This window comes from Gluconobacter roseus NBRC 3990 (genome assembly GCF_006538885.1).
GTDB lineage: Bacteria > Pseudomonadota > Alphaproteobacteria > Acetobacterales > Acetobacteraceae > Gluconobacter > Gluconobacter roseus.
Genome location: NZ_BJLY01000002.1, coordinates 588,821 through 610,305 on the forward strand (window position 1 = coordinate 588,821; position 21,485 = coordinate 610,305).

At 59.5% G+C, this 21,485-nt stretch carries 19 protein-coding genes and 1 tRNA gene; 5 read left to right on the forward strand and 15 right to left on the reverse strand.

What is annotated here, in order from left to right:
• Positions 1 to 7 precede the first annotated feature (7 nt).
• The 7 genes from GRO01_RS06660 to GRO01_RS06690 form a co-directional block, all read right to left on the reverse strand.
• Positions 8 to 364 (reverse strand): SUF system Fe-S cluster assembly protein, encoded by a 357-nt coding sequence (locus tag GRO01_RS06660; RefSeq protein ID WP_371857384.1) that lies wholly within the window; start codon positions 362 to 364, stop codon positions 8 to 10.
• 8 nt (positions 365 to 372) lie between these two features.
• Complete coding sequence (locus GRO01_RS06665; RefSeq protein ID WP_062510144.1) at positions 373 to 1,614, reverse strand: cysteine desulfurase; 1,242 nt, start codon at positions 1,612 to 1,614, stop codon at positions 373 to 375.
• Positions 1,611 to 2,789 (reverse strand): Fe-S cluster assembly protein SufD, encoded by a 1,179-nt coding sequence (sufD, locus tag GRO01_RS06670; protein ID WP_062510142.1) that lies wholly within the window; start codon positions 2,787 to 2,789, stop codon positions 1,611 to 1,613. Before sufD ends, GRO01_RS06665 begins: the two co-directional genes overlap by 4 nt.
• A gap of 14 nt (positions 2,790 to 2,803) precedes the next feature.
• Entirely contained in the window at positions 2,804 to 3,574 is a 771-nt protein-coding gene (sufC, locus tag GRO01_RS06675; protein WP_062510140.1) for a Fe-S cluster assembly ATPase SufC, read from the reverse strand.
• A gap of 1 nt (position 3,575) precedes the next feature.
• A complete protein-coding gene (sufB, locus tag GRO01_RS06680) occupies positions 3,576 to 5,057 on the reverse strand; it encodes a Fe-S cluster assembly protein SufB (RefSeq protein WP_062510138.1) in 1,482 nt (493 codons plus the stop codon).
• Between the two features lie 11 nt (positions 5,058 to 5,068).
• Positions 5,069 to 5,551: an SUF system Fe-S cluster assembly regulator gene (locus GRO01_RS06685; RefSeq protein WP_062510136.1), complete on the reverse strand. Its 483-nt coding sequence runs from the start codon at positions 5,549 to 5,551 to the stop codon at positions 5,069 to 5,071.
• Positions 5,552 to 5,672: 121 nt separating this feature from the next.
• Positions 5,673 to 6,962 carry a DUF445 domain-containing protein gene (locus GRO01_RS06690; protein WP_062510133.1) on the reverse strand — a complete coding sequence of 430 codons (1,290 nt, stop codon included), beginning with the start codon at positions 6,960 to 6,962 and terminating at the stop codon, positions 5,673 to 5,675.
• A 133-nt stretch (positions 6,963 to 7,095) separates the two neighbouring features.
• Between GRO01_RS06690 and GRO01_RS06695 the strand changes: the two genes are divergently transcribed.
• Both GRO01_RS06695 and GRO01_RS06700 read left to right on the forward strand, forming a co-directional pair.
• Positions 7,096 to 9,873, forward strand: coding sequence for a phosphoenolpyruvate carboxylase (locus GRO01_RS06695; RefSeq protein ID WP_083541387.1), 2,778 nt, complete (start codon positions 7,096 to 7,098; stop codon positions 9,871 to 9,873).
• Between the two features lie 88 nt (positions 9,874 to 9,961).
• On the forward strand, positions 9,962 to 11,545 hold the full coding sequence (locus tag GRO01_RS06700) for a S10 family peptidase (protein ID WP_062510129.1): 1,584 nt from the start codon (positions 9,962 to 9,964) through the stop codon (positions 11,543 to 11,545).
• Positions 11,546 to 11,621: 76 nt separating this feature from the next.
• Here GRO01_RS06700 and GRO01_RS06705 read toward each other — a convergent pair whose 3' ends face one another.
• The 4 genes from GRO01_RS06705 to GRO01_RS06720 all read right to left on the reverse strand — a co-directional run bounded on the left by GRO01_RS06705 (position 11,622) and on the right by GRO01_RS06720 (position 16,546).
• Positions 11,622 to 11,987 (reverse strand): VOC family protein, encoded by a 366-nt coding sequence (locus GRO01_RS06705; protein ID WP_062510127.1) that lies wholly within the window; start codon positions 11,985 to 11,987, stop codon positions 11,622 to 11,624.
• An 83-nt stretch (positions 11,988 to 12,070) separates the two neighbouring features.
• On the reverse strand, positions 12,071 to 14,173 hold the full coding sequence (fusA, locus tag GRO01_RS06710) for an elongation factor G (RefSeq protein WP_062510125.1): 2,103 nt from the start codon (positions 14,171 to 14,173) through the stop codon (positions 12,071 to 12,073).
• A 171-nt stretch (positions 14,174 to 14,344) separates the two neighbouring features.
• A complete protein-coding gene (gene rpmB, locus GRO01_RS06715; RefSeq protein ID WP_062510124.1) occupies positions 14,345 to 14,647 on the reverse strand; it encodes a 50S ribosomal protein L28 in 303 nt (100 codons plus the stop codon).
• 96 nt (positions 14,648 to 14,743) lie between these two features.
• The gene (locus GRO01_RS06720) at positions 14,744 to 16,546 is read right to left on the reverse strand and encodes an ABCB family ABC transporter ATP-binding protein/permease (RefSeq protein WP_062510559.1); all 1,803 of its coding nucleotides are present in this window, start codon (positions 16,544 to 16,546) and stop codon (positions 14,744 to 14,746) included.
• Between the two features lie 65 nt (positions 16,547 to 16,611).
• On the opposite strand from GRO01_RS06720, the gene GRO01_RS06725 reads away from it, so the two are divergent.
• The 3 genes from GRO01_RS06725 to GRO01_RS06735 all read left to right on the forward strand — a co-directional run bounded on the left by GRO01_RS06725 (position 16,612) and on the right by GRO01_RS06735 (position 19,146).
• Positions 16,612 to 17,457: an NUDIX hydrolase gene (locus GRO01_RS06725; RefSeq protein ID WP_231490352.1), complete on the forward strand. Its 846-nt coding sequence runs from the start codon at positions 16,612 to 16,614 to the stop codon at positions 17,455 to 17,457.
• A complete protein-coding gene (locus tag GRO01_RS06730) occupies positions 17,454 to 17,900 on the forward strand; it encodes a DUF3574 domain-containing protein (RefSeq protein ID WP_062510120.1) in 447 nt (148 codons plus the stop codon). The genes GRO01_RS06725 and GRO01_RS06730 overlap by 4 nt, the downstream gene beginning before the upstream one ends.
• 121 nt (positions 17,901 to 18,021) lie before the next feature.
• Positions 18,022 to 19,146, forward strand: coding sequence for an AI-2E family transporter (locus GRO01_RS06735; RefSeq protein WP_062510117.1), 1,125 nt, complete (start codon positions 18,022 to 18,024; stop codon positions 19,144 to 19,146).
• A 23-nt stretch (positions 19,147 to 19,169) separates the two neighbouring features.
• On the opposite strand, the gene GRO01_RS06740 is transcribed toward GRO01_RS06735, so the two are convergent.
• From GRO01_RS06740 to GRO01_RS06755, 4 genes are all read right to left on the reverse strand, one after another.
• Positions 19,170 to 19,246, reverse strand: a tRNA-Pro gene (locus GRO01_RS06740).
• Between the two features lie 60 nt (positions 19,247 to 19,306).
• Positions 19,307 to 20,119 (reverse strand): MerR family transcriptional regulator, encoded by an 813-nt coding sequence (locus GRO01_RS13420; RefSeq protein WP_062510115.1) that lies wholly within the window; start codon positions 20,117 to 20,119, stop codon positions 19,307 to 19,309.
• Entirely contained in the window at positions 20,109 to 20,435 is a 327-nt protein-coding gene (locus tag GRO01_RS06750; RefSeq protein WP_062510114.1) for an integration host factor subunit alpha, read from the reverse strand. Before GRO01_RS06750 ends, GRO01_RS13420 begins: the two co-directional genes overlap by 11 nt.
• Positions 20,436 to 20,509: 74 nt before the next feature.
• The gene (locus tag GRO01_RS06755; RefSeq protein ID WP_062510113.1) at positions 20,510 to 21,484 is read right to left on the reverse strand and encodes a beta-ketoacyl-ACP synthase III; all 975 of its coding nucleotides are present in this window, start codon (positions 21,482 to 21,484) and stop codon (positions 20,510 to 20,512) included.
• Position 21,485 lies beyond the last annotated feature (1 nt).

Genomic DNA, 21,485 nt, shown 5'->3' on the forward strand with positions numbered 1-21,485 from the left:
TTCCGGATCAGAACATGTTGAGGGCAAGACGGGCATCGTCGCTCATGCGGCTCATGTCCCAAGGCGGATCCCAGACGATCTCCACCGTCGCCTGGGTAACACCCGGAACATGCGAAACAGCATCGCGCACCATCTCCGGCAGTTCCTGCGCACTGGGGCAGTTAGGTGCCGTCAGCGTCATCTCGATATGCACGCGACCGTCATCATGCAGGTCGATCGCGTAGATCAGGCCAAGCTCATAGATATTGACCGGGATTTCCGGGTCATACACCGTCGCAATGGCCGCGATGACCGCTTCCTGATCGGGCGCCGTCCCTGTTGCAGGGACAGCAGCTGTGTCTTCACTGGTTGTGATATCGGTCATGGCTTCACTCATGTGAGCATCATCCGGGCCCGTTCAAGGCCTTCGATCAGCGCATCGATCTCTTCAGTCGTGGTGTAAATGCCAAAACTGGCACGCGCGGTGGCATGAACGCCAAGACGACGCACCAGAGGTTCGGCACAATGCTGCCCGGCGCGGATGGCAATTCCAAGCTGATCCAGCAGCGTGGACAGATCGTGCGGATGCGCACCATCCATAACGAAGGAGATCACGCCCCCGCGCTCTTCCGGCTCGCCCAGAATGCGCAGGCTATTAATCCCGCGCATCTTTTCCAGAGCATAAGCGGTCAGCTCAGCTTCATGGCGCGAGATGGCGTCATAGCCGATCTCTTCCACAAAGCGGACAGCCGCCCCAAGACCGATCGTCTCCAGAATGGCGGGCGTACCGGCCTCGAACTTGTGCGGAACATGGGCCCAGGTGGCACGCTCGAAGGACACGTTCTGGATCATGTCCCCACCGCCCATGAAAGGCGGCATGATGTCCAGAAGCTCCATCTTCCCCCAGAGCGCCCCAATCCCTGTGGGACCGTAGAGCTTGTGACCGGTGAAAGTGAAGAAATCCGCTCCGATGGCCTGCACGTCAATCTTGCGGTGAACCACCGACTGAGACCCATCCAGCAGGATGCGCGCACCGTAAGCGTGGGCGATTTCCGTCAGTTTCCGGGCCGGCGTGATCGTTCCCAGCACATTGGACATGTGCGTGACGGCAACAAGCGCCACCTTGCCATCGGACAGAAGCGCTTCATAAGCGTCCAGATCGATATCGCCGGCGTCATTGATGGGAGCGACACGAAGTTCGATCCCGGCACGATCCCGCAGCATGAGCCAGGGCACGATATTGGCATGATGCTCAAGTTCGGAAATCAGAACTGCCTGCCCCGGCTTCAGCATGCTGCCAAAGCTATGGGCCACCAAGTTGATGGCCTCGGTGCTGTTACGGGTGAAGACAATTTCCCGATGACCGGGCGCATTCAGAAGACGGGCCACGTCATGACGGGCGCGCTCATAGGCTTCCGTCGTGCGCTCGCTCATCCAGTGCAGGCCACGATGGATATTGGCATACTGGTGATACGCCGCATCCCGCATGGCCTCGATCACGACATCCGGCTTCTGGGACGAGGCCGCGCTGTCGAGAAAGACCAAAGGCCGACCATGAACGGTTTCGTTCAGGATCGGAAAATGGGCGCGGATTTCCGACAGATCCATCCCGGTACGGCTGTCAGCGACGGTCATGACGTCATGCTCCGCAACAGCAGATCACGCAGACCTTCATCGGCAACGAGATCCAGCGCATCGATCAGGAAGGCACGAACCAGTATGTCCCGCGCCTCTGCTTCCGGAATACCGCGGGAACGCAGATAGAAGAGCTGCTCGTCATCAAGCGCGCCGACAGTGGCGCCATGACTGCACTTGACGTCATCCGCGTAGATCTCCAGCTCAGGCTTGCTGTTGATCTGCGCCCGCTCGGACAGCAGCAGCGCCTGATTCATCTGGTAGCCGTCAGTTTTCTGGGCCACGCGATCAACGAGGATCTTGCCCTGGAAAACACCCTGCCCGGCGTCGGACAGAACCGTTTTGACGGTCTGGCGCGAGCTGCCGTCGGGGGCAGCATGATGGATCATGGACGTCAGGTCGTTCAGGCGCTGCCCATCGACGATCTGCACACCATTCACATGTGCCATGGCATGAGGGGCGCCCAGTGTCACGACAGCTTCGTGACGCGCAAGGCTGCTGCCCTGGTTCAGGGTAAAGCTGTCATATTCGCCCCTCTCCGCCACATCGGCCGAAACGATGGCGAGGTGTGTACCGGTCAGGCTCTCGCGCTGCACCTTGACGTGACGCAGGGTCGCCCCCTTACCCACGACGATATCAAAACGCGGATTGGCGATATAACGTCCCTCACCTGCGCTGACATCATACAGTGTCAGGGACGCGCCGTCTTCCAGCACGATGCGGTGCTGAAGATGCGTCGAAACGTCTTGCCCGTCGGACAGGCTGACGAGCGTCAGCAGACCCGCATCCGTTCCAGCGGGAACACAAATGTCGAGACCTCTTTCACCAAGCGCCGTATTCAGCGTCGCGGAAAACAGTCCCTTGAGCGGAGAGACATTTTCCAAAGCCTGCCGAACTGCTTCCGGAAGAGCCGACAACGCGTCCATAAGCTGGCCGTTGCCATAAACCACGCGGGCGCCCGTTTCTGGCAGAACCAGACGGGCCAGCAGCGCAGTGACGGTTTCGGTCGTCAGGGGTGCAGCCTTCTGCCACGCCGTATCCGCGATTGAACGCAGCGGCGTATAACGCCAGGCTTCAACGCGGCGCGTCGGCAGACCCGTCTCAGCCAGCACGGCGCCCTGACCAGCGGAACGCGCAATGAACGCCTCCAGAGCCGGAGCAGCGTTCTGCGTCACGGTTGGGGCTCCGCTCACGCTGCCGCCTCGAGGAACTGGGTATAACCCTGCTTCTCAAGCGTCTTGGCAATATCGGGGCCGCCGCTGTGGATGATGCGACCATGCGCCATGACATGCACGCGATCCGGCACGATGTAATCGAGCAGACGCTGGTGATGAGTGATGACCAGAGCCGAGAAATCCGGGCTGCGCAGGGAGTTCACGCCTTCAGCCACGATACGCAGGGCATCGATGTCCAGACCGCTATCCGTTTCGTCAAGAATGGCAAAAGACGGCTGGAGCAGACGCATCTGGAGCACTTCGTTGCGCTTCTTCTCACCGCCCGAGAAGCCAACGTTGACCGCACGTTTGAGCATATCGTCGGACATGGACAGATGCTTGGTCTCGGCACGGACAGCCTTGAGGAAGGCCACGGCATCCAGTTCGGCTTCACCGCGCGCCCGGCGAACGGCGTTGACGGCCGTGCGCAGGAAGTTCGCGTTGTTCACACCTGGCAGTTCGACCGGAGACTGGAACGCCAGGAACAGACCAAGCGCAGCACGCTCTTCAGGCTCAAGCGCCAGCAGGTCCTGCCCCTTGAACGTGGCGGAACCGCCCGTAACTTCGTAGTCGTCACGACCGGCGAGCACGTAGGACAGCGTGGATTTACCCGAACCGTTCGGTCCCATGATGGCATGGATTTCGCCCTTGGGGACCTCGAGATCGAGCCCCTTTAGGATGTCCTTGGGCGTACCGTCGGCGTCGATGCGGGCCTGAAGACCCTGAATTTTCAGAAAATCGCTCATATTAACCCACACTTCCTTCGAGGCTGATCTGCAGAAGCTTCTGCGCCTCGACCGCGAATTCCATCGGGAGCTCCTTGAGCACCTCGCGGCAGAAACCATTGACGATCAGACCGACTGCATCTTCTTCCGAAAGCCCACGCGAACGGCAGTAGAAGAGCTGGTCTTCGGAGATTTTGGACGTAGTCGCTTCATGCTCCACGCGCGCCGTCATGTTGCGGCTTTCGATGTAAGGCACCGTATGCGCACCACACTGATCGCCGATCAGGAGACTGTCGCACTGCGTGAAATTGCGTGCATTACGCGCCTTTGGCTGCATGCGGACCAGACCGCGATAGGTGCTGTCGGAATGCCCGGCGGAGATGGTCTTGGCGATGATCGTCGAGCGCGTGTTCGGCGCCAGATGGATCATCTTCGTGCCCGTATCAGCCTGCTGGTGATTATTGGTCACTGCAACCGAATAGAACTCACCAACCGATCCCTCACCGGCCAGCACGCAGGACGGATATTTCCAGGTAATGGCAGACCCGGTTTCGACCTGCGTCCAGGAAATCTTGGAGCGCGCCCCCCGGCAGATGCCACGCTTGGTGACGAAATTGTAGATGCCGCCACGGCCTTCATCATCGCCCGGATACCAGTTCTGGACGGTAGAATACTTGATCGAGGCGTCTTCCATCGCGATCAGCTCGACCACGGCCGCATGAAGCTGGTTTTCATCACGCTGTGGCGCCGTGCAGCCTTCCAGATAAGAGACGGTGGCGCGGTCCTCCGCAATGATGAGCGTACGCTCGAACTGTCCCGTATTGCGCGCATTGATGCGGAAATAGGTGGACAGTTCCATCGGGCAACGCACACCTTCAGGGATGTAGACGAACGAGCCATCGGTAAAGACGGCAGAATTCAGCGCCGCAAAGAAATTGTCTCCGGCCGGGACGACAGTGCCCAGATACTTCCGGACCAGCTCGGGATATTCACGAATGGCATCGGAAATCGGGCAGAAGATCACACCGGCTTCGGCAAGCGTCTTGCGGAATGTCGTCGCGACGGACACGCTGTCAAAAACGGCATCCACGGCGACGGGGAGACGCTCCTCGGCACCTTCGACACCCGCAAGCAAAGCCTGCTCATGCAGGGGAATACCCAGCTTGGCATAGGTTTTAAGCAGCTCGGGATCGACTTCGTCGAGGCTTTTTGGGCCGGGCTTTTTCTTGGGCTGCGCGAAGTAATGCGCGTCCTGATAATCAATCGGCGGATGATGGAGATGGGCCCAGGTCGGCTCTTCCATTTCCAGCCATGCGCGGAAAGCCTTCAGACGCCAGTCCAGCATCCACTGCGGCTCGCCCTTGCGCTCGGAGATCAGGCGCACCGTCTCTTCGTTGAGGCCCTTGGGCGCGATATCCATCTCGATATCGGTTTCAAAACCCCATTCGTAGCTGGATTTCGCGAGTTTTTCGACTGTCTCGCGCGTTTCCGTCACGGCTGGCATGGTATGTGTCCTTAACTGACCGCGTCGGTCACGGAGGAGGTCTCCGCTCCAACGGGGGCGACAGGTGCGGTTGCGGGGCCACGCTTTGGCAGGCGCTCCGCATGACGGCCCATATCCGCCAGTGTGATGCTGTTAAGTGTGTTGAGAATGGCGTCATTCACGACGTCCCACTGCCCGGACAGGCCACAGAGCGAGCTATGCTCGCACTCGCGTCCGTCACAACAGGCGGTGATGGCAATCGGCCCGTCCACAGCAGCGATAACGGCCGCCACGGTAACTTTTTCAAGCTCGCCGGCAAGACGGTATCCACCTCTTGCACCACGGTGGGACAGAACCAGACCATTGGAGGCCAGTCCCTTGAGGAGCTTGGCAACTGTGGGTTCGGGAACGCCGGTTTCTACCGCAAGGGCTGCTGCTGTTGCCAGTCCTTCATGACGACCGAGATGGACCAGAAGGACGGTGGCGTAATCGGCCAGTTTTGACAGCCTCAGCATCGCTTGCACACTCACATCTTGTTCTAATTCAAGACTTGCTAAGTCCTGATTTGTTCCAAATGGCCCATACCAGAGCAAAGGTCAAGACTTCTGTGTCTGACCCATCGTCAGACATGGAATGTTACACACCAAAAAACAGCCGGGAAACGCCGTCGAGCGCCGCTCCGGCAAGAAATCCGACGACTGTGCCATTTATGCGGATATAGGCGAGGTCACGCCCGACACGCGACTCCAAGCGGTTGGCCAGGTCAGTTCCGTCCCAGCCCGCCATAACGGCCGCAATGAAGCCTGAAAGCTTCTCGCGCAGGCCCGGCAGGATCCGCTGGACAGTGCTTTCAACAGCCTGATTGACCTTCAGACGCAGGGACGCATTGGAACGCAGGGCACTGGCAAGCTGGACAATGGCCGCATCAATGACGGTGGCGCTCCACCCATCTTCGCGTCCGCTGTCCTCTTCCACCATACGGCGCAGACGGTCCCACAGCTCCGAACTCCAGCCCTTGAGGCTGGTATGGGTCAGCACGGAGGTGATCGTATCGGCCATGTCCTTGCGACGCGCGGGATCGTTTTCGATGCGGTCGATCTCACCACGGACCCAGGTGGTAAAACCGTGTCGCAGATCCGAGTCCATCGGATCGACCCGCTCGAACTCGGCATGAAGCGCCATGAGGACGCGGCTGGCGACGGAACCACCAATAGCCCAACCCAAGAAGCGCCCGCCCTGCTCTCGGACGCGCTCTTCCACGAAATGACGCAGATCGGACTCCCGGGAGGTCACGGTCGTCTTGATGCGCTCGAGCAGGAAGGACAGGACTTCCTGATGCATCTCGCTGTCCACCATGGCGCGCATGCCACGCGAGACGAGTGGCGCCATTTCCTCGCCATTCAGCAGAACCGGAATAGCACGCGAAATGGCAGCCTTGGCGCGCCCGTCTTCCATGCGATCGAACATCAGGGGAATGGCGGAGCGCATGCTGGTGACGAGCGTCTGGCGCGTGGCCGGCTCACTCAGCATATCGGCAATCAGCCCGGAAAGATCGATTTTCGACAGCGCCCGTCGCACATCCTCTTCGGTAAAGAACTGCCCCGAAATGAAGCGGCCCAGCGCCTGCCCAAGGCGTTCCTTCTGGCGCGGCAGGATGGCAGTATGAGGAATGGGAAGCCCCATGGGATGGCGAAACAGCGCCGTGACAGCGAACCAGTCGGCCAGACCACCGACCACCCCTGCCCGCGACCCGGCGCGCAGCAGACCAAACGCCAGACTGCCATCGCCGATATGACGGGCTGCCGCCAGCGTCGTACCCGCAGCAAGCACGCCCATGCCGACAAGCAGACCGCCCGCCATGAATCGGGGGGACAGACCTGCAAGGCCGGATTTTCGGGAAACGGGAGAGGACGTGTCCGCGTGCATGATCGCACCGATAGCATTATCCTGACGGGCTGTCGCGCCCAGAGCATGGTTGCGCTCTCCGGCTGGGCGTGAAAAGTATTGCGGCCCGTTTTCGTTCCACTTTCTTTTTTCGCAGAAAGCGAGACTGCTCCCGATGTCTGACTGCGCCTCCCGGCTCGATCCGTCCCTCCATGACCGTATTGACGCCATGACGTCACGGCTTCTCCATGAGCGCGATGGCCTCGCAGACCTGATTGCATCCATCGGACAGGGTTTGTCTGCCGATGATGCAAGTGAAGACAGGACGCAGCTGACCGAGATCGAGAATGTCGTCCGCGCCCTGCGTGACGAACATTTCGTAGAGCGGGCCGCGCATCTGCGCTCTTATGTCGGGCTTGATACGACTGATCCGCAGAGCCGTCTGGAAGCCGTGGCGAAACGCCTTGTCGAGCAGGCCCCGGATGCGACGTCGCTGACCGTCCCCAAAATTGCGGCGGTTTTTACAGCCCACCCCACTTTTGCACTCGCCGATGGTGTCTACGACATTCTCACGCATCGTGCCGAAAATCCGGAACTGCCGGTACCGTGCCTGAAGACGCATCGCCGTCCTGCACCGCCGACTCTGGCGCAGGAGCAGGCTCTGGCACTGGCGGCTATCCTGCGGGGACGGGACGCTCTGGATGATCTGACGCAGGCGCTGCTCGGCGAGATGGCTGAGCGCTGGTCCGGTGAAGCTGGTCAGGTCGATCCCTCTCCCGTCATTCTGGCAAGCTGGGTCGGGTTTGATACTGACGGGCGTAATGACATCGGGTGGTGGGATACGCTGCGCATCCGGCTTGAGCTGAAATTCTCGCAACTCCATCGCCTGACGGACGGACTGGAACAGCTGGGCCTGCAGGACAGTGCGCTCGCCATGCGCGCACGCCGGGCGATCGAGGCGGTCAAGACGCAGCATGCCGCCTGCCCGACCGGCAAGGATGCAGCTCCGGAAATCATCAAGGATTTCGCGCAGACGCTGATCGCTTTCCGCGAGAAGGCCCTGCTCGACGCTTCCGAACTTCTGCCGCTGTTCCAGGATGCCGCGGTCAGGCTCAATGATGAGGCCAAACTGCAGCTGCGGACCATCCGTGCCGGGTTCATGAACCATGGCCTCGGGATTGCGCGCATCCATACGCGGCTGAATGCCGCACAGATCTACAACGTTGCCCGCACCCGTCTGGGCCTGACCGATGATCCTGCTCTGCCTTCACGGCGGCGCGTTCTGCTGGCCAAGATCGACGAGGCGCTGTCAAACCTGAAGCCGCGGGCCGTGGATTTCGGCTCCCTGCTGGTCGAGCCTGCCTCTGCCGCACGGCTGATGATGACGATGGCGCAGATCCTCAAGCACATCGACACAGGATCGCCCATCCGCTTCCTCATTGCCGAGACAGAAAGCGGCTATACGCTGCTGGCCACCCTTTGGCTGGCGCGTCTGTTCGGGATCGAGGACCATCAGATCGAGATTTCGCCGCTCTTTGAGACCGAAAGCGCGCTCGAAAACGGCGAGACCATTCTTGAAGAGGCCTTTCGCTCCAACCACTGGCGTGACTACCTGCGGGCGAACGGACGACTGTCGCTCCAGTTCGGTTATTCCGACTCGGGACGTTATGTCGGCCAGCTCGCAGCGACCAATCTGGTCGAGCGCCTGCGGATGCGGACCCTGTCCCTGCTGGCCGAGCATGGCCTCGAGGACGTCTCCCTGACCCTGTTCGACACGCATGGCGAAAGCATCGGACGCGGCGCACATCCGTTCAGCCTGCGTCAGCGTCTGGATTATTTCTCTCCTGCCCGTACACGTCTTGCCATGCGGGACGCCGGGATCGGCTGCCGCGTTGAAACAGCGTTTCAGGGTGGCGACGGCTACACGCTGTTCGGTACCAAGGCGCTTGCGGCTTCCACGATCGCAACCCTGGCGGAACATACAGCCGAAATCCCGCAGGACACACAGGACCCGGTCTATGAGCGGCCTGACTTCGCGTCGGATTTCTTCTCCACCATCGCGCTCGACATGGGTGCGCTTGTGGATGATCCGGGCTATGCGGCGCTGCTAAGCGCATTTGGCCCCGCCCTGATCGACAAGACGGGCTCGCGCCCCTCTGCCCGCCAGTCCGATGCGGCGACCGTCACACGAATCACGCATCCGGGGCAGCTCCGAGCTATTCCCAATAACGCAATTCTCCAGCAGCTCGGCTGGTGGGCGAATGTGCTGCACGGCCTCGGAAATGCGGCACAACGGCATCCCGAGACGTTCGAACACTTCGCCACGGACTCCTCGCGCTTCCGCGAAGCCATGGATTTCGCCCGTCAGGCGCTGGCCCATTCCGATCTGGATGTCCTTCGGACCACCATCCACCAGCTTGATCCGGGAACCTGGCTGGATCGTGCCGCAAAGGCGCAGAGCGATGAAGAACGTCAGAGCCTGCTGTGCATTTCGCACGGTCTGGAGCTGCTGCGGTTCTGGGCCAGCGGTCCGGCGATGTTCCGTCGCATCCAGGCCGACCACATCGCCCTACGTGCAGCATGGCCGGATGCACCCCGGATGGAAGTGCGCGAGAAGCTTCTCCATGCTATCCGCTTTGCCCTGATCGACCGGCTGTGGGAGCTGTCGACGCGCATCCCCTATTTCGGTCCCCGCAACAGCCTGACGCGGGAAGCGATCACGAACCTGATCCTGTGTCTGGATGTGCCACGTGCACTGCATCTGCTGGAAGATCTGTTCCCGATCACGGCTCCCAGCGTTGCAAATCTCGATTTCGGAGAGCCGGGGGACGCTGCCGAAGCCGCAGGTTTCGCACGTGAGCATGAGGAAATCTTCGAGCCCCTGTCGCGCTGTTTTGCCCTGCTGCGCGAGGTCGGCGTTGCCATCATGCATGCCAACCGGGCATTCGGCTGAGGAATGATACGCGGCTGGAACTCTTGTTTGGGATCGTCGCGTGCGTTTAGAAAGCACACGTAACAAACCCTAACGAAAGTTCCTCTGCATGCTTCGCAAGGCCCTTCTTCTGGGTGCAGCCATGATGGCTGTGCCTGCTCTGGCGGCAGGTCCTGCCACACCGGCGCCCGATGCTGACAGCGTGACAAACGGAACAGTAACAGTAAATGGTGCCACCATTCCCTATCGGGCCGTGGCGGGCACCATTCTGGTTCACGGCGCCGACTATAATGATTCCGGTGATGTTCTGGCCAAACGCGGTACCAGGCTTGATGCCGGCAAGGATGACGACAGCAAGACTGCACCGGTCGCCTCCATGTTCTACACTGCCTATTTCAAGGAAGGCGTTCCTGCCGAAAAGCGCCCGATCACTTTCCTCTATAACGGTGGACCGGGATCGGCTTCTGTCTGGGTGCACATGGGCACGTTCGGCCCCCGTCGCGTAAACACACCAGGGGACACGCATCTGCCAGCGGCCCCTTACGCGCTCATCAACAACCCGCAGTCCCTGCTGGACGTCTCGGACGTCGTCTTCATCGATGCGCCAGGCACGGGCTTCTCGCGGATCGCCGGCAAGGATGCGGCAAAGGAGTTTCTGGGCGTCGATGGTGACGGCGAGGCCTTCACGCACTTCATCTCGAAGTTCCTGGCCAAGTATCACCGCTACAATTCGCCGAAATACCTGTTCGGCGAGAGCTACGGCACGATGCGCTCGGCCGTGGTCATCAACGATCTCGAACAAGACGAGAACATCGACTTCAACGGCGTGATCCTGCTGTCGCAGATCCTGAATTACGACAACAGCGATGACAGCCCGCAATTCAATGCAGGCGTGGACGATCCGTATGTGCTGGCCCTGCCGACCTATGCTGCAACGGCTTGGTATCATCACTGCCTGCCGGCAGAGCATCCAGACCTGAAAGCCTTCCTGCATGAAGTCGAGCATTTTGCGATGACCGACTACACGCTGGCCCTGCGTCAGGGTGCGGACCTGCCGAACGACCAGCGTCAGACCATTGCGGCAAAACTGCATGATTATACGGGTCTGCCGGTCGATTACATCCTGCGCGCTGATCTGCGCGTCAACGGCGGCGAGTTCGAACAACAACTCCAGGCAAAGACCGGCATGGCAACGGGCCGTCTGGACACGCGCTATTCAAGCCCGACAATCGACCCGATGAGCCAGGAAGTGGATTACGATCCGCAGTCCAGCGCCATCAGCTCGGCCTATGTCACAGTCTTCAACGACTATGTCCGTAACACACTCAAATACGGCACGGACGAGGATTATCGCCTCTATAACAGCCAGGGGCACTGGAACAGCCACCATCATCAGCCCGGTCACGGATATCAGCCTGAAGGCGAACCGAACGTCATGACCGATCTGGCTATGGCGATGAAGACCAACCCGAACCTGCATGTCATGCTCAATGCCGGCTATTACGATCTGGCAACACCCTATTTCGAGGGTGTGTATGAAATGAAGCATCTGCCAATGGCAAAGAGCCTGCAGAAAAACATCGAATATGCGCAGTACACGTCCGGTCACATGGTCTATGTGGACCCGAACACGCTGCAGCAGTTGCACGATAATGTCGCGGCTTTCATCCGCCGAACAGATAACCTGCACTGATCCGTAGCGCGATCAGAACAGACATCATGAAAGGCGGAGGAAGAGAAATCTTCCGCCGCTTTTTTCATTTCCGGTGTTACGCCCGAGCTGGCCAGCCAATCCGGACAAGCACGCCGTCGGGTCCGTTGACCGCGAACTCATACATCCCCCAAGGCTTGAGGGATGGTCCTTCCTTTTCGATAATCTGACCCGCAAAGACGTGAGCCAGTGCATCCACATCAGGTCGGCGGAAGTAAAGCCCGAACGGATTGCGCCCCGCTTCAACCCACCCCGGGACGGCCTGTGTCAGATGAAGCTCTGCACCGTCCTGACTGTGCAAAATCCGGTATTCGGCAACACCCTTATTTTGGGCGAAAAAGCCCAGGAGAGCGAAAAACTGCTCCGCCTGCGGGATATCGTTTACGGGCAGGATGGCAATGGCTGATGTCTGCGTCTCGGGCATAAGTTCTCCCGTCGCAAAGTAGAACACAAAAAACCCCGCCAGATCGCTCTGGCGGGGTCTGATGTTTCACCGGAGTGAAGAAATCAGGCGGACTTCGCGATGATTTCGTCGGCCACGTTACGCGGCACCGGATCGTAGTGGTGGAACTGCATGGTGAAGGATGCACGACCCTTCGTTGCAGAACGCAGGTGCGAGATGTAGCCGAACATTTCCTTCAGCGGCACCTGTGCACGGATCATGACGGTCGAGCCGGAAGTCTCCTGGCTCTGGATGATGCCGCGGCGACGGTTAAGATCGCCCACGACGTCACCGACGTGATCGTTCGGCGTCGTGATTTCCACGTCCATGATCGGCTCGAGGATCACCGGACCGGCGTTCTTCATGCCTTCACGGAAGCAGGCCTTGGCGGCGATTTCGAAGGCCAGAGCCGACGAGTCAACGTCATGGTACTTACCGTCAAGCAGCGTGAACTGGAAGTCCACGGTCGGGAAGCCGGCGAGAACACCCGTGGTGCTCTGCATGCGGATGCCCTTTTCGACTGCCGGGATGTATTCCTTCGGAACCGTACCGCCGACGACCTTGTTCGTGAAGATGATCTCGTCCGGCTTGTCAGACGGAGCGAACTCGATCTTGACTTCAGCGAACTGACCCGAACCACCCGACTGCTTCTTGTGGGTGTAGGTCTCGACATGCGGCTTCGTGATCGTCTCACGATAGGCCACCTGCGGCGCACCGATGTTGGCATCGACGCCATATTCACGACGCAGACGGTCAACAATGATGTCCAGGTGAAGCTCGCCCATGCCGGACAGGATGGTCTGACCCGTTTCCTGATCGGTCTTCAGATGCAGGGACGGATCTTCAGCCGTCAGCTTCTGCAGAGCCAGCGTCATCTTCTCGACGGCGTCCTTGGTCTTCGGCTCGACGGAGATGTCGATGACCGGGACCGGGAACTGCATGCGCTCCAGAACCACCGGATCGGAAGCATCGGCAAGCGTGTCACCCGTGACGGTGTCCTTGAGGCCCACGAATGCGGCGATGTCACCGGCACCAACGGACTTCACTTCCTGACGCTTGTCGGCATGCATCTGGAACATGCGGCCAACGCGTTCCTTGTGACCCTTCGTCGTGTTCAGGATGGTGTCACCGGAGTTCAGGACGCCACGATAGACGCGAACGAAGGTCAGCGTGCCGTACTTGTCGGAGATGATCTTGAACGCAAGGCCAGCGAACTTGCCGTCCGGATCAACCGGAACGATCGGCAGGAAGTTTTCGTCAACTTCTTCGTCTTCCGGCGGAGCGATACGGATGCCTTCGACTTCGTCAGGAGCCGGCAGGTAGTCGATGACGGCGTCGAGCAGGGGCTGCACACCCTTGTTCTTGAAGGCCGTACCGCACATGACGGGACGGAATTCGCCGGAGATCGCACCCTTCTTGATGCACTTCTTGAGAGTTGCGACGTCGACATCACCCTTCTCGAAGTACTCTTCCATGGCAGCGTCGTCCATGGCGAGAGCCGTGTCGAGCAGCGTCTGGCGGGCTTCCTCGGCCTTTTCTTTCAGGTCGGCCGGGATCTCTTCGTAGTGGAACTTGGCGCCGAGTTCGCCGCCTTCCCACACAATGGCGCGCATTTCGATCAGATCGACCACACCAACGAAGTTTTCTTCAGCGCCGATCGGGAGCTGCAGCGGCACTGCAACGATGTCGAGCTTCTCCTTCAGCGTGCTGAAGGCGTAGTAGAAGTCCGCACCGGTACGGTCGAGCTTGTTGATGAAGATGATGCGCGGAACGTTATAACGGTCAGCGAGGCGCCAGTTCGTTTCGGACTGCGGCTGCACGCCGGCCACGCCTTCGATCACGAAGATCGCGCCATCGAGCACGCGGAGCGAACGGTTGACTTCGATGTTGAAGTCGATGTGGCCCGGGGTGTCGATGATGTTGATGCGGTGGTCGTTCCACTCACACGTCACGGCAGCCGAGGTGATCGTGATGCCACGCTCACGCTCCTGCGCCATGTAGTCGGTCGTGGTGTTGCCTTCGTGGACCTCACCGATCTTGTGAGAGACACCCGTGTAATACAGGATACGCTCGGTCGTCGTGGTCTTACCGGCATCGATATGCGCGGTAATACCGATGTTGCGAATCTTCGAGAGAGCCGATTTGGCTTCCTGAACGCTTTCGGACACGGAGAACCTCCAAAATACAATGAAAGGTGTTTCAGCCTGAACCGAAACACCTCCGCTGCGGCCCTGCAAAAGGGCCGAACCTGATTTATCCCAGTGGCGGCTGAATGACGCAGACCGCCATGGTTTTCAAGAGCAATCTTGTGACCAAACCTAAAGTTCGGCAAAAATTCCTCAGGCGGTCTGGGCAGCCTTGCGTTCCTGAGCGCGCAGGATACGGCGCTTGATGACCTGGGCTTCCGTCGGAAGCTTGCGGTTCGGCGTACCCAGCAGGAACGAATCCAGCCCACCGTTGTGCTCGACCGTGCGGATACCGTTGGTGGACAGGCGCATACGCACCGAAGCACCGAGAATATCGGAGATCAGCGTGGTCTCCTGCAGGTTCGGGAGAAAACGACGGCGGGACTTGTTATTGGCGTGGCTGACGTTGTTGCCCGTCAGCACGCCCTTGCCCGTGATCTGGCAACGGCGAGACATGGTGGTACTTTCCTCGATGCTGGATGACGCAGGACAGCGAGGTCCGGCGTGTTCCGTAAATCAGGCGCGGCTTATGACGTAAGGTGGGGGCCTTCGTCAACCCCTGACTACGCTTTCTCCGGCCTGTGCAGCCCACATTGCGGCATAATGGCCACCTGCGGACAGCAGTTCCATGTGGCTTCCCTGCTCTACCACGCGTCCCGCGTCAAGCGCCACGATGCGGTCGGCATCCTGAACGGTGGAAAGACGATGGGCCACGATGATCGTTGTGCGCGCCTGCGAAAGCACCGCCAGCTCTTTCTGGATGGCGACTTCCGTGCGGGTATCGAGCGCGCTTGTGGCTTCGTCCAGAAGCAGAATGCGTGGGTCCTTGAGGATGACACGGGCAATCGCCACGCGCTGCTTCTCGCCACCGGAGAGCTTGAGCCCCCGCTCCCCCACAACAGTCTCGTAGCCATCCGGAAGCTCCCGAATGAAGGCATCAATCTGGGCGCTGCGGGCCGCTTTTTCAATATCCTCGGGTGACGCAGACAGATCTCCATAGGCAATATTCTCGCCGATGCTGGAATTGAAGAGCACCGTATCCTGCGGAACCGTGCCGATGATGTTTTGGATATCAGTCGGCGCAATGTCGCGCAGATCATGGCCGTCAATGCAGACCGCACCTTCCGTCGGATCATAGGCACGGGTCAGCAGGCGGCCCAGAGTGGATTTACCCGAGCCCGTATGCCCGACGATGGCCAGAGAGGTTCCTGCAGGGACGTTTATGGAGACATCGTACAGGATCTGCCGGGCCGGGCTGTAGCCGAAGGAAACATGCCTGAACTCGACAGCTGCCGCACCCGCTTCCGACAGCTTGCCTGGCAGATGCAGCGGCTGGGGGGCATGGGTGATTTCGGAGCGGACGGCGAGCAGTTCGAGATAATTTTCCAGATCGACGCGCGCATTGCGCCAGCCTGCACTCACATAGTTCAGGGCGCCCACGGATGAATAAAGGCCGCTCAGATAGCTGCCGATCAGGACGAACTGCGCAACGGCCAGACGATGCGCCACGATGTCATGGGCAGCCATCGCGAGAAGGGTTGTTGTCGTGGCGGCAATCAGGATGCCACGGCTGACCTGGGACAGGCTGACATAACGCTGGAGGCTGATCTCAGCCTGACGGAGATCTCTGCGGGCCGCATCATAACGGGCGATTTCATGCGGTTCGTTGGCGAAGCTGCGAACCGTTTCGAAATTCAGGATGCTGTCCACAAGCTGGTGCTGGGCCTCGTTGCTGGCACGGTTGCGTGCACGTCTCGCCGTCATCCGCAGGCGGGTAAAGACATAGGAGACGGCAGAATACAGTCCCAGCGCGACCAGAAGCAGGCAGACATAACGCCAGTCAAAGATCTTCAGAATGACGGTCAGCGTCATGATGAGTTCGATGACGTTGGGCAGGACGTTGAACAGCGCCAGGGACAGCAGCGTTCCAACAGCATCGGCGCCACGGTCAAGCGTGCGCGTCAGCGAACCCGTCTGACGATCCAAATGAAAGCGGACGCTTAGGTCGTGCAGATGACGCAGGCCGAGAACGGCGACACGACGCTGGAGATCCGTTTCAACGGGTTTGACGAGCAGTTCCCGCAGCGGGGTCGCCAGCCCGGAAATGATGCGGATGACGGCATACTGGGCGATCAGCCAGACCGGGACGACCAGAAGCGTCTCCGGACGTGACAGGCTGCTGACCATGCGGCTGAAGAGCCAGGGCGTGGCGACAGCCGTGCCGCTCTCCACCAGAAGAATGATGAGTGCAAAACCGATGCGTGTGGCGTCGGGCCAGAGCTTTTCGGGGCGGATCATGGGCCACAGAACCCGCAGGGAAAGCGCTTCAGAGGTCGAATCGGTTTTCTTGAACATGTGCAGACTATGGGAAGTGCAGGCGATGCTTTGCAAATGACTGCCTGCATGCGACATATTGGTCTGTGTCTGACAAATCCTTATCCCCTGCCCTCGAACCCTTTCTCCGCCATATCGCGGCCTGCAACAGCGCGGTCCTGCCGGGCGGTCGTCTCCCGTTTTTCTGTGGGACAGAGCAGATCGGCTGGATCAGCCCTGCAACAGCGCAGGCGCTTGAAACGCTCGGCCTTCAGCGGAGTCAGGGTTTCGGAGTAAAAGTCGGTGCGGAGCTGTTCCCGCTCTCCCGGACACTCTGCGAGATGGGGCTCTATGCCTCCCATGACGAGGCTTTCGACGTTCGTAATGACAATGGCCTTGTGCTGGGACAGGTGGACCGCGGCGCCATTCCCGTTCTGGGACTGGCAGCCGAGGGTGTACATCTGAACGGGCTGGTCGAACGCGCGGACGGGCTTCTTTTCCTGTGGGTGGCCCGACGCAGCATGAGCAAGCGACTGGACCCGGGAAAGCTGGATCATCTGGTGGCGGGTGGTATGAGCGCGGGCCTTGATCCGCAGACGACAGTCGTCAAGGAAGCACAGGAAGAGGCTGGCATCCCCGCCGAACTGGCCGCAACTGCCCGGCCTGTCAGCCGGATCGAATATGCGCTGGAGCGTCCTGAGGGACTGCGGCGTGATGTGCTGCACTGTTACGATCTGCTTCTGCCAGAGGGGTTCGTACCGGTCGCGGAAGACGGCGAAGTGGAAAGCTTTCACCTCATGCCAATTCAGAACGTCATGACGCTGGTGCAGGATACCGATTCATTCAAGTTCAACGTCAATCTTGTCCTGATCGATCTCTTCATTCGCCGGGGTCTGTTCGTGCCTGCCGAGGCTGATGTTCTTCGGAATGCTTTGGCAGGACAGCCTCGGTGAAAAAGGGACTGCCTCTGCTGGCCTTCACGGCTCCGCTGCTCGGCGGTTGCATCGTGCCGGTCAGTGTCACACCCAATCTGTGCCGGGAAATCCAGACCCATGACGACGTGCAGATCCGGCTGATGTTCGGCCTGACGCGGCCGGATGGCAGCATCATTGATGGTGACGACTGGCATGCTTTCGTGGGCAGCGAGATTACACCGCGCTTTCCGGCAGGATTTACCGTCTTTGATGCTCAGGGACAGTGGTATGATGCAGCCGGGCACAGGGTAATCCGTGAGTCATCCCGAATCGTGTGGATCGTGGCCCCCTCCTCAGACCGTAATCTGCAGCCTTATTTGAAAGCCATCCGCCAGGCTTATCAGAAACGTTTCAGCCAGCAGGCCGTTGGACTGGCCATCCAGTCTGGCTGCTCTTCATTCGAAAGCGTTCCCGTGGAATAGTTCCCGTATACGGAACAGTGTTTCCCAGGGTTTGCGTCTCTTTTCATCCGGACTTCTCTCGTCGGGGCAGGTCTCCCTGCACAGGACGACAGTTCAGGCATGTTTTCATTCCGGAATTCTCATGACCGATCTTTCTCCGCCTCCTTCCCCCGACACCATTACGGTTGAGGCCTCAGCCTCCACAGGAACCATCCAGCGGCGCGCAAGGGGCTTTCTGGCCCTCTTCTTCGTGGCGATAGGCCTTTACACACTCAAGGGCTTCCTACCGGCCCTGCTGTGGGGCTGTGTGTTCGCTATTTCGATCTGGCCGCTTTATCGTCGGGCGGAACTGCGTTTCGGACGCAATGACTGGCTTCCGCTGCTCTTTACACTGGCCGTCGCGCTGATCTTTCTGGTTCCGGTCTCACTGGTCGGTGTGAAGGTCGCGGATGAAGCACGCAGTGCGCTCGAATGGATTGATGACGTGCGAAACAATGGCATTCCGATGCCGGAATGGGTGCCGCATCTGCCCTTCCTGTCCGCACAGGCCACCAACTGGTGGCAGAACCACATGACAAGTCCGCAGCGCCTGTCTCATCTGCTTCATTCAGTGGATGTCGGACATGGCATGCAGATGACGAAGCAGGTTGGCTCACAGCTTGCCCGCCGGGGAACGCTGTTCGCGTTCTCACTTCTGACGCTGTTCTTCCTGCTCAAGGACGGAGACAGCGTGATCCGCAAATGCCTGCTCGGATCGCAGCGCCTGTTCGGTGAACAGGGCGAGAGTCTAGCCAAGCAAATGATTTCGTCCGTGCACGGCACGCTGGCCGGACTTGTTCTGGTAGGTCTGGGCGAAGGCGCCATCATGGGTATCGTCTACATGGCCACAGGCGCACCACAGCCCCTGCTGTTTGCAATGGTGACGGCAGTAGCCGCGATGATCCCGTTCCTCGCCTGGCCAACAGTCGGACTGGTGGCCCTGCTTCTGCTGGCCAAGAGCAGCATGATCGGCGCAATCGTCGTCATGGCGATCGGGTCGGTTGTAATTTTCATCGCAGACCACTTCATCCGCCCTGCCCTGATTGGCGGGAGCACGAAAATGCCGTTTCTCTGGGTTCTGCTGGGAATTCTGGGAGGGGCCGAGACCTGGGGTCTGCTGGGCCTGTTCCTTGGTCCGGCCATCATGGCCGCACTGCACCTGCTGTGGACCATCTGGACAGAGGTCAATCCGCGCAAAGGGATCTATGCACCGGATACAGGATCTTAAAGGAAGGGATTTTACCGCAGGACTGGTCGGGCAGGCGGGATTCGAACCCACGACCCCCAGTCCCCCAGACTGGTGCGCTACCAGGCTGCGCTACTGCCCGTCGTCCTGCGGTGGCGGTGGTTTAGCAGTGTCCCGCCATCACCGCAATGGGGCATTGTGACTAGACGGGCAGAAGATTTCGCAAATTCTGCAGCTCTTCGAGAATTTCGCGAAGTTCCGAGCGCAGAAGACCGTTCTCGGCCTCGGTCTTTTCCAGCGTATTGAAAAGCTGTTCGTTTTCGTCACGCAGCATCATCAGGAGATCAGAATCGAGAGCTTCGGCTTCAGCTTCGGCTTCGGCTTCGGCTTCGGCTTCGGCTTCGGGGGTCTCATTTTCTGCCGTGACGTCAACTGTTTCCGTCACGGTGACGTCATGAGCCGAGGGAGGCAGTTCCGGAAAAACAATGTCGTCCACAGAATCCACGACGGGAGCGGCAACGGTTTCTTCATCCTCCACAGTCACGACAGCCGGTATCGTTTCTTCGGTAACAAGCACCGCATGCTCTTCGGACGCCTCGACAACAGCAACATGAGCAGGTTCCACAGGCTCGACTGCCGTTTCGGGCATTGTTTCAGACGTAATTTCCGGAACAGCTTTCTGACCCGCACGCGCCTTCTGGGCACGACGTTCACGCAGAACGCGCAGAACACCCTGCCCCTTGTAACCCTGCACATAAAGCAGGTCCGAAATCAGCCGGAGGGTTTCGATATGCTCGGGACTATAGTAACGACGTCCGCTTTCGCCACGGAACGGCTTTACGCCCGGATAGATCGTTTCCCATGAACGCAGGCGATGCTGCGGAATGTGCAGTTCTTCGGCCACTTCGCTGATGGTCCGATAGGCCTCGGGTGCCTTTTTGACCTTCTCGGGACCGGTTGAAAGCTCGTCGCCTGACGAAACCATGACGGCGTTGGTGGCGGAATTATCTGTCATGGGAGGAAGTCTCGGCCGCTGCGGCATTTTCAGAACCGTTCATGCGGTCCCTCAGCAGTTGGGAAGGTCTGAACACCAGCACGGCCCGTGGCAGAATAGGGACTTCGACGCCCGTCTTGGGATTGCGTCCGATACGCTCTCCCTTCTGACGAACAGAAAATGTCCCGAATCCACTGAGCTTCACGGATTCACCCGCTTCCAGCCTGTCCGAGATCACACCCAGAAGGCTTTCGAGAATCATGGAGGAGTCGTGCCGGGAAAGACCGACACGGCTGTAGAGATGCTCAACAAGATTCGCGCGCGTGACTGTGCTCATGACACTTGCGTATCATGACGTTCAGAACAGTCAAAGGAATCAATCATTAACCTGCTCTCTGGCAAAGAGCAGACTTACATCCGGATCAGCGCGGAGCCCCAGGTCAGGCCACCACCAAGGGCTTCCATCAGCACGAGGTCACCCTTCTGGATGCGACCGTCGCGGACAGCTTCGTTCAGGGCCAGCGGAATCGAAGCAGCCGACGTGTTGGCATGACGATCCACGGTCACAACCACCCGATCCGATGGCAGTGCAAGTTTCTTGGCCATCCCGTCAATGATCCGCAGATTGGCCTGATGCGGCACCATCCACTGGATGTCCTGCCCGGTCAGACCATTGGCTTCCAGTGCTTCATCCACAGCCTGAGACAGCTTAACGACGGCATGACGGAAGACTTCCCGCCCCTGCATGCGCAGATGCTTTGTCGTGGACGCGCAGCCGACGGCGCCATCCACATAAAGAATGTCGCCTGTGCGACCATCCGAGTGCAGATGGGTGGAGAGAATGCCCTCGCCTTCCGCGCCACCAGCTTCCAGCAGCACTGCACCCGCGCCATCTCCAAAGAGAACGCAGGTGGCGCGGTCATTCCAGTCCAGCAGACGGGAGAAGACCTCGCTCCCGATCACCAGAACCTTTCCGGCCTGACCGGACTGCACAAGGGCACGCGCCGTCGCCAGAGCATAAACGAAGCCCGAGCAGGCTGCGCTGATATCGAAGCCAAACCCTGCCGTCATGCCCAGCAGGGCCTGGACCTGCACGGCAACAGCAGGGAAAACCTGATCCGGGGTAGAAGTCGCAACCAGAACGGCATCCACGTCCGACGCATCCACGCCGGCATACTCAAGAGCCTGCCGCGCAGCTTCCGCCGCCATGCTAGCCGTTGTTTCGTCACCGGAAACGATATGCCGCTGGGTGATACCGGTGCGAGTCCTGATCCATTCGTCCGAAGTCTCGATACCATACTTGCTGGCGAGATCGTCATTGGAGATGACGTCGCGCGGCAGATAGCCCCCGACACCTGTCAGGCGGACACGAATGGGATCGGACATT

Excerpts from the sequence above, each read along its gene's own strand:
- GRO01_RS06660 (WP_371857384.1), bottom strand. The coding sequence starts at position 364 with ATGACCGATATCACAACCAGTGAAGACACAGCTGCTGTCCCTGCAACA.
- GRO01_RS06665 (WP_062510144.1), bottom strand. The coding sequence starts at position 1,614 with ATGACCGTCGCTGACAGCCGTACCGGGATGGATCTGTCGGAAATCCGC.
- sufC (WP_062510140.1), bottom strand. The coding sequence starts at position 3,574 with ATGAGCGATTTTCTGAAAATTCAGGGTCTTCAGGCCCGCATCGACGCC.
- sufB (WP_062510138.1), bottom strand. The coding sequence starts at position 5,057 with ATGCCAGCCGTGACGGAAACGCGCGAGACAGTCGAAAAACTCGCGAAA.
- GRO01_RS06685 (WP_062510136.1), bottom strand. The coding sequence starts at position 5,551 with ATGCTGAGGCTGTCAAAACTGGCCGATTACGCCACCGTCCTTCTGGTC.
- GRO01_RS06690 (WP_062510133.1), bottom strand. The coding sequence starts at position 6,962 with ATGCACGCGGACACGTCCTCTCCCGTTTCCCGAAAATCCGGCCTTGCA.
- GRO01_RS06695 (WP_083541387.1), top strand. The coding sequence starts at position 7,096 with ATGTCTGACTGCGCCTCCCGGCTCGATCCGTCCCTCCATGACCGTATT.
- GRO01_RS06700 (WP_062510129.1), top strand. The coding sequence starts at position 9,962 with ATGCTTCGCAAGGCCCTTCTTCTGGGTGCAGCCATGATGGCTGTGCCT.
- GRO01_RS06705 (WP_062510127.1), bottom strand. The coding sequence starts at position 11,987 with ATGCCCGAGACGCAGACATCAGCCATTGCCATCCTGCCCGTAAACGAT.
- rpmB (WP_062510124.1), bottom strand. The coding sequence starts at position 14,647 with ATGTCTCGCCGTTGCCAGATCACGGGCAAGGGCGTGCTGACGGGCAAC.
- GRO01_RS06720 (WP_062510559.1), bottom strand. The coding sequence starts at position 16,546 with ATGTTCAAGAAAACCGATTCGACCTCTGAAGCGCTTTCCCTGCGGGTT.
- GRO01_RS06735 (WP_062510117.1), top strand. The coding sequence starts at position 18,022 with ATGACCGATCTTTCTCCGCCTCCTTCCCCCGACACCATTACGGTTGAG.
- GRO01_RS13420 (WP_062510115.1), bottom strand. The coding sequence starts at position 20,119 with ATGACAGATAATTCCGCCACCAACGCCGTCATGGTTTCGTCAGGCGAC.
- GRO01_RS06750 (WP_062510114.1), bottom strand. The coding sequence starts at position 20,435 with ATGAGCACAGTCACGCGCGCGAATCTTGTTGAGCATCTCTACAGCCGT.
- GRO01_RS06755 (WP_062510113.1), bottom strand. The coding sequence starts at position 21,484 with ATGTCCGATCCCATTCGTGTCCGCCTGACAGGTGTCGGGGGCTATCTG.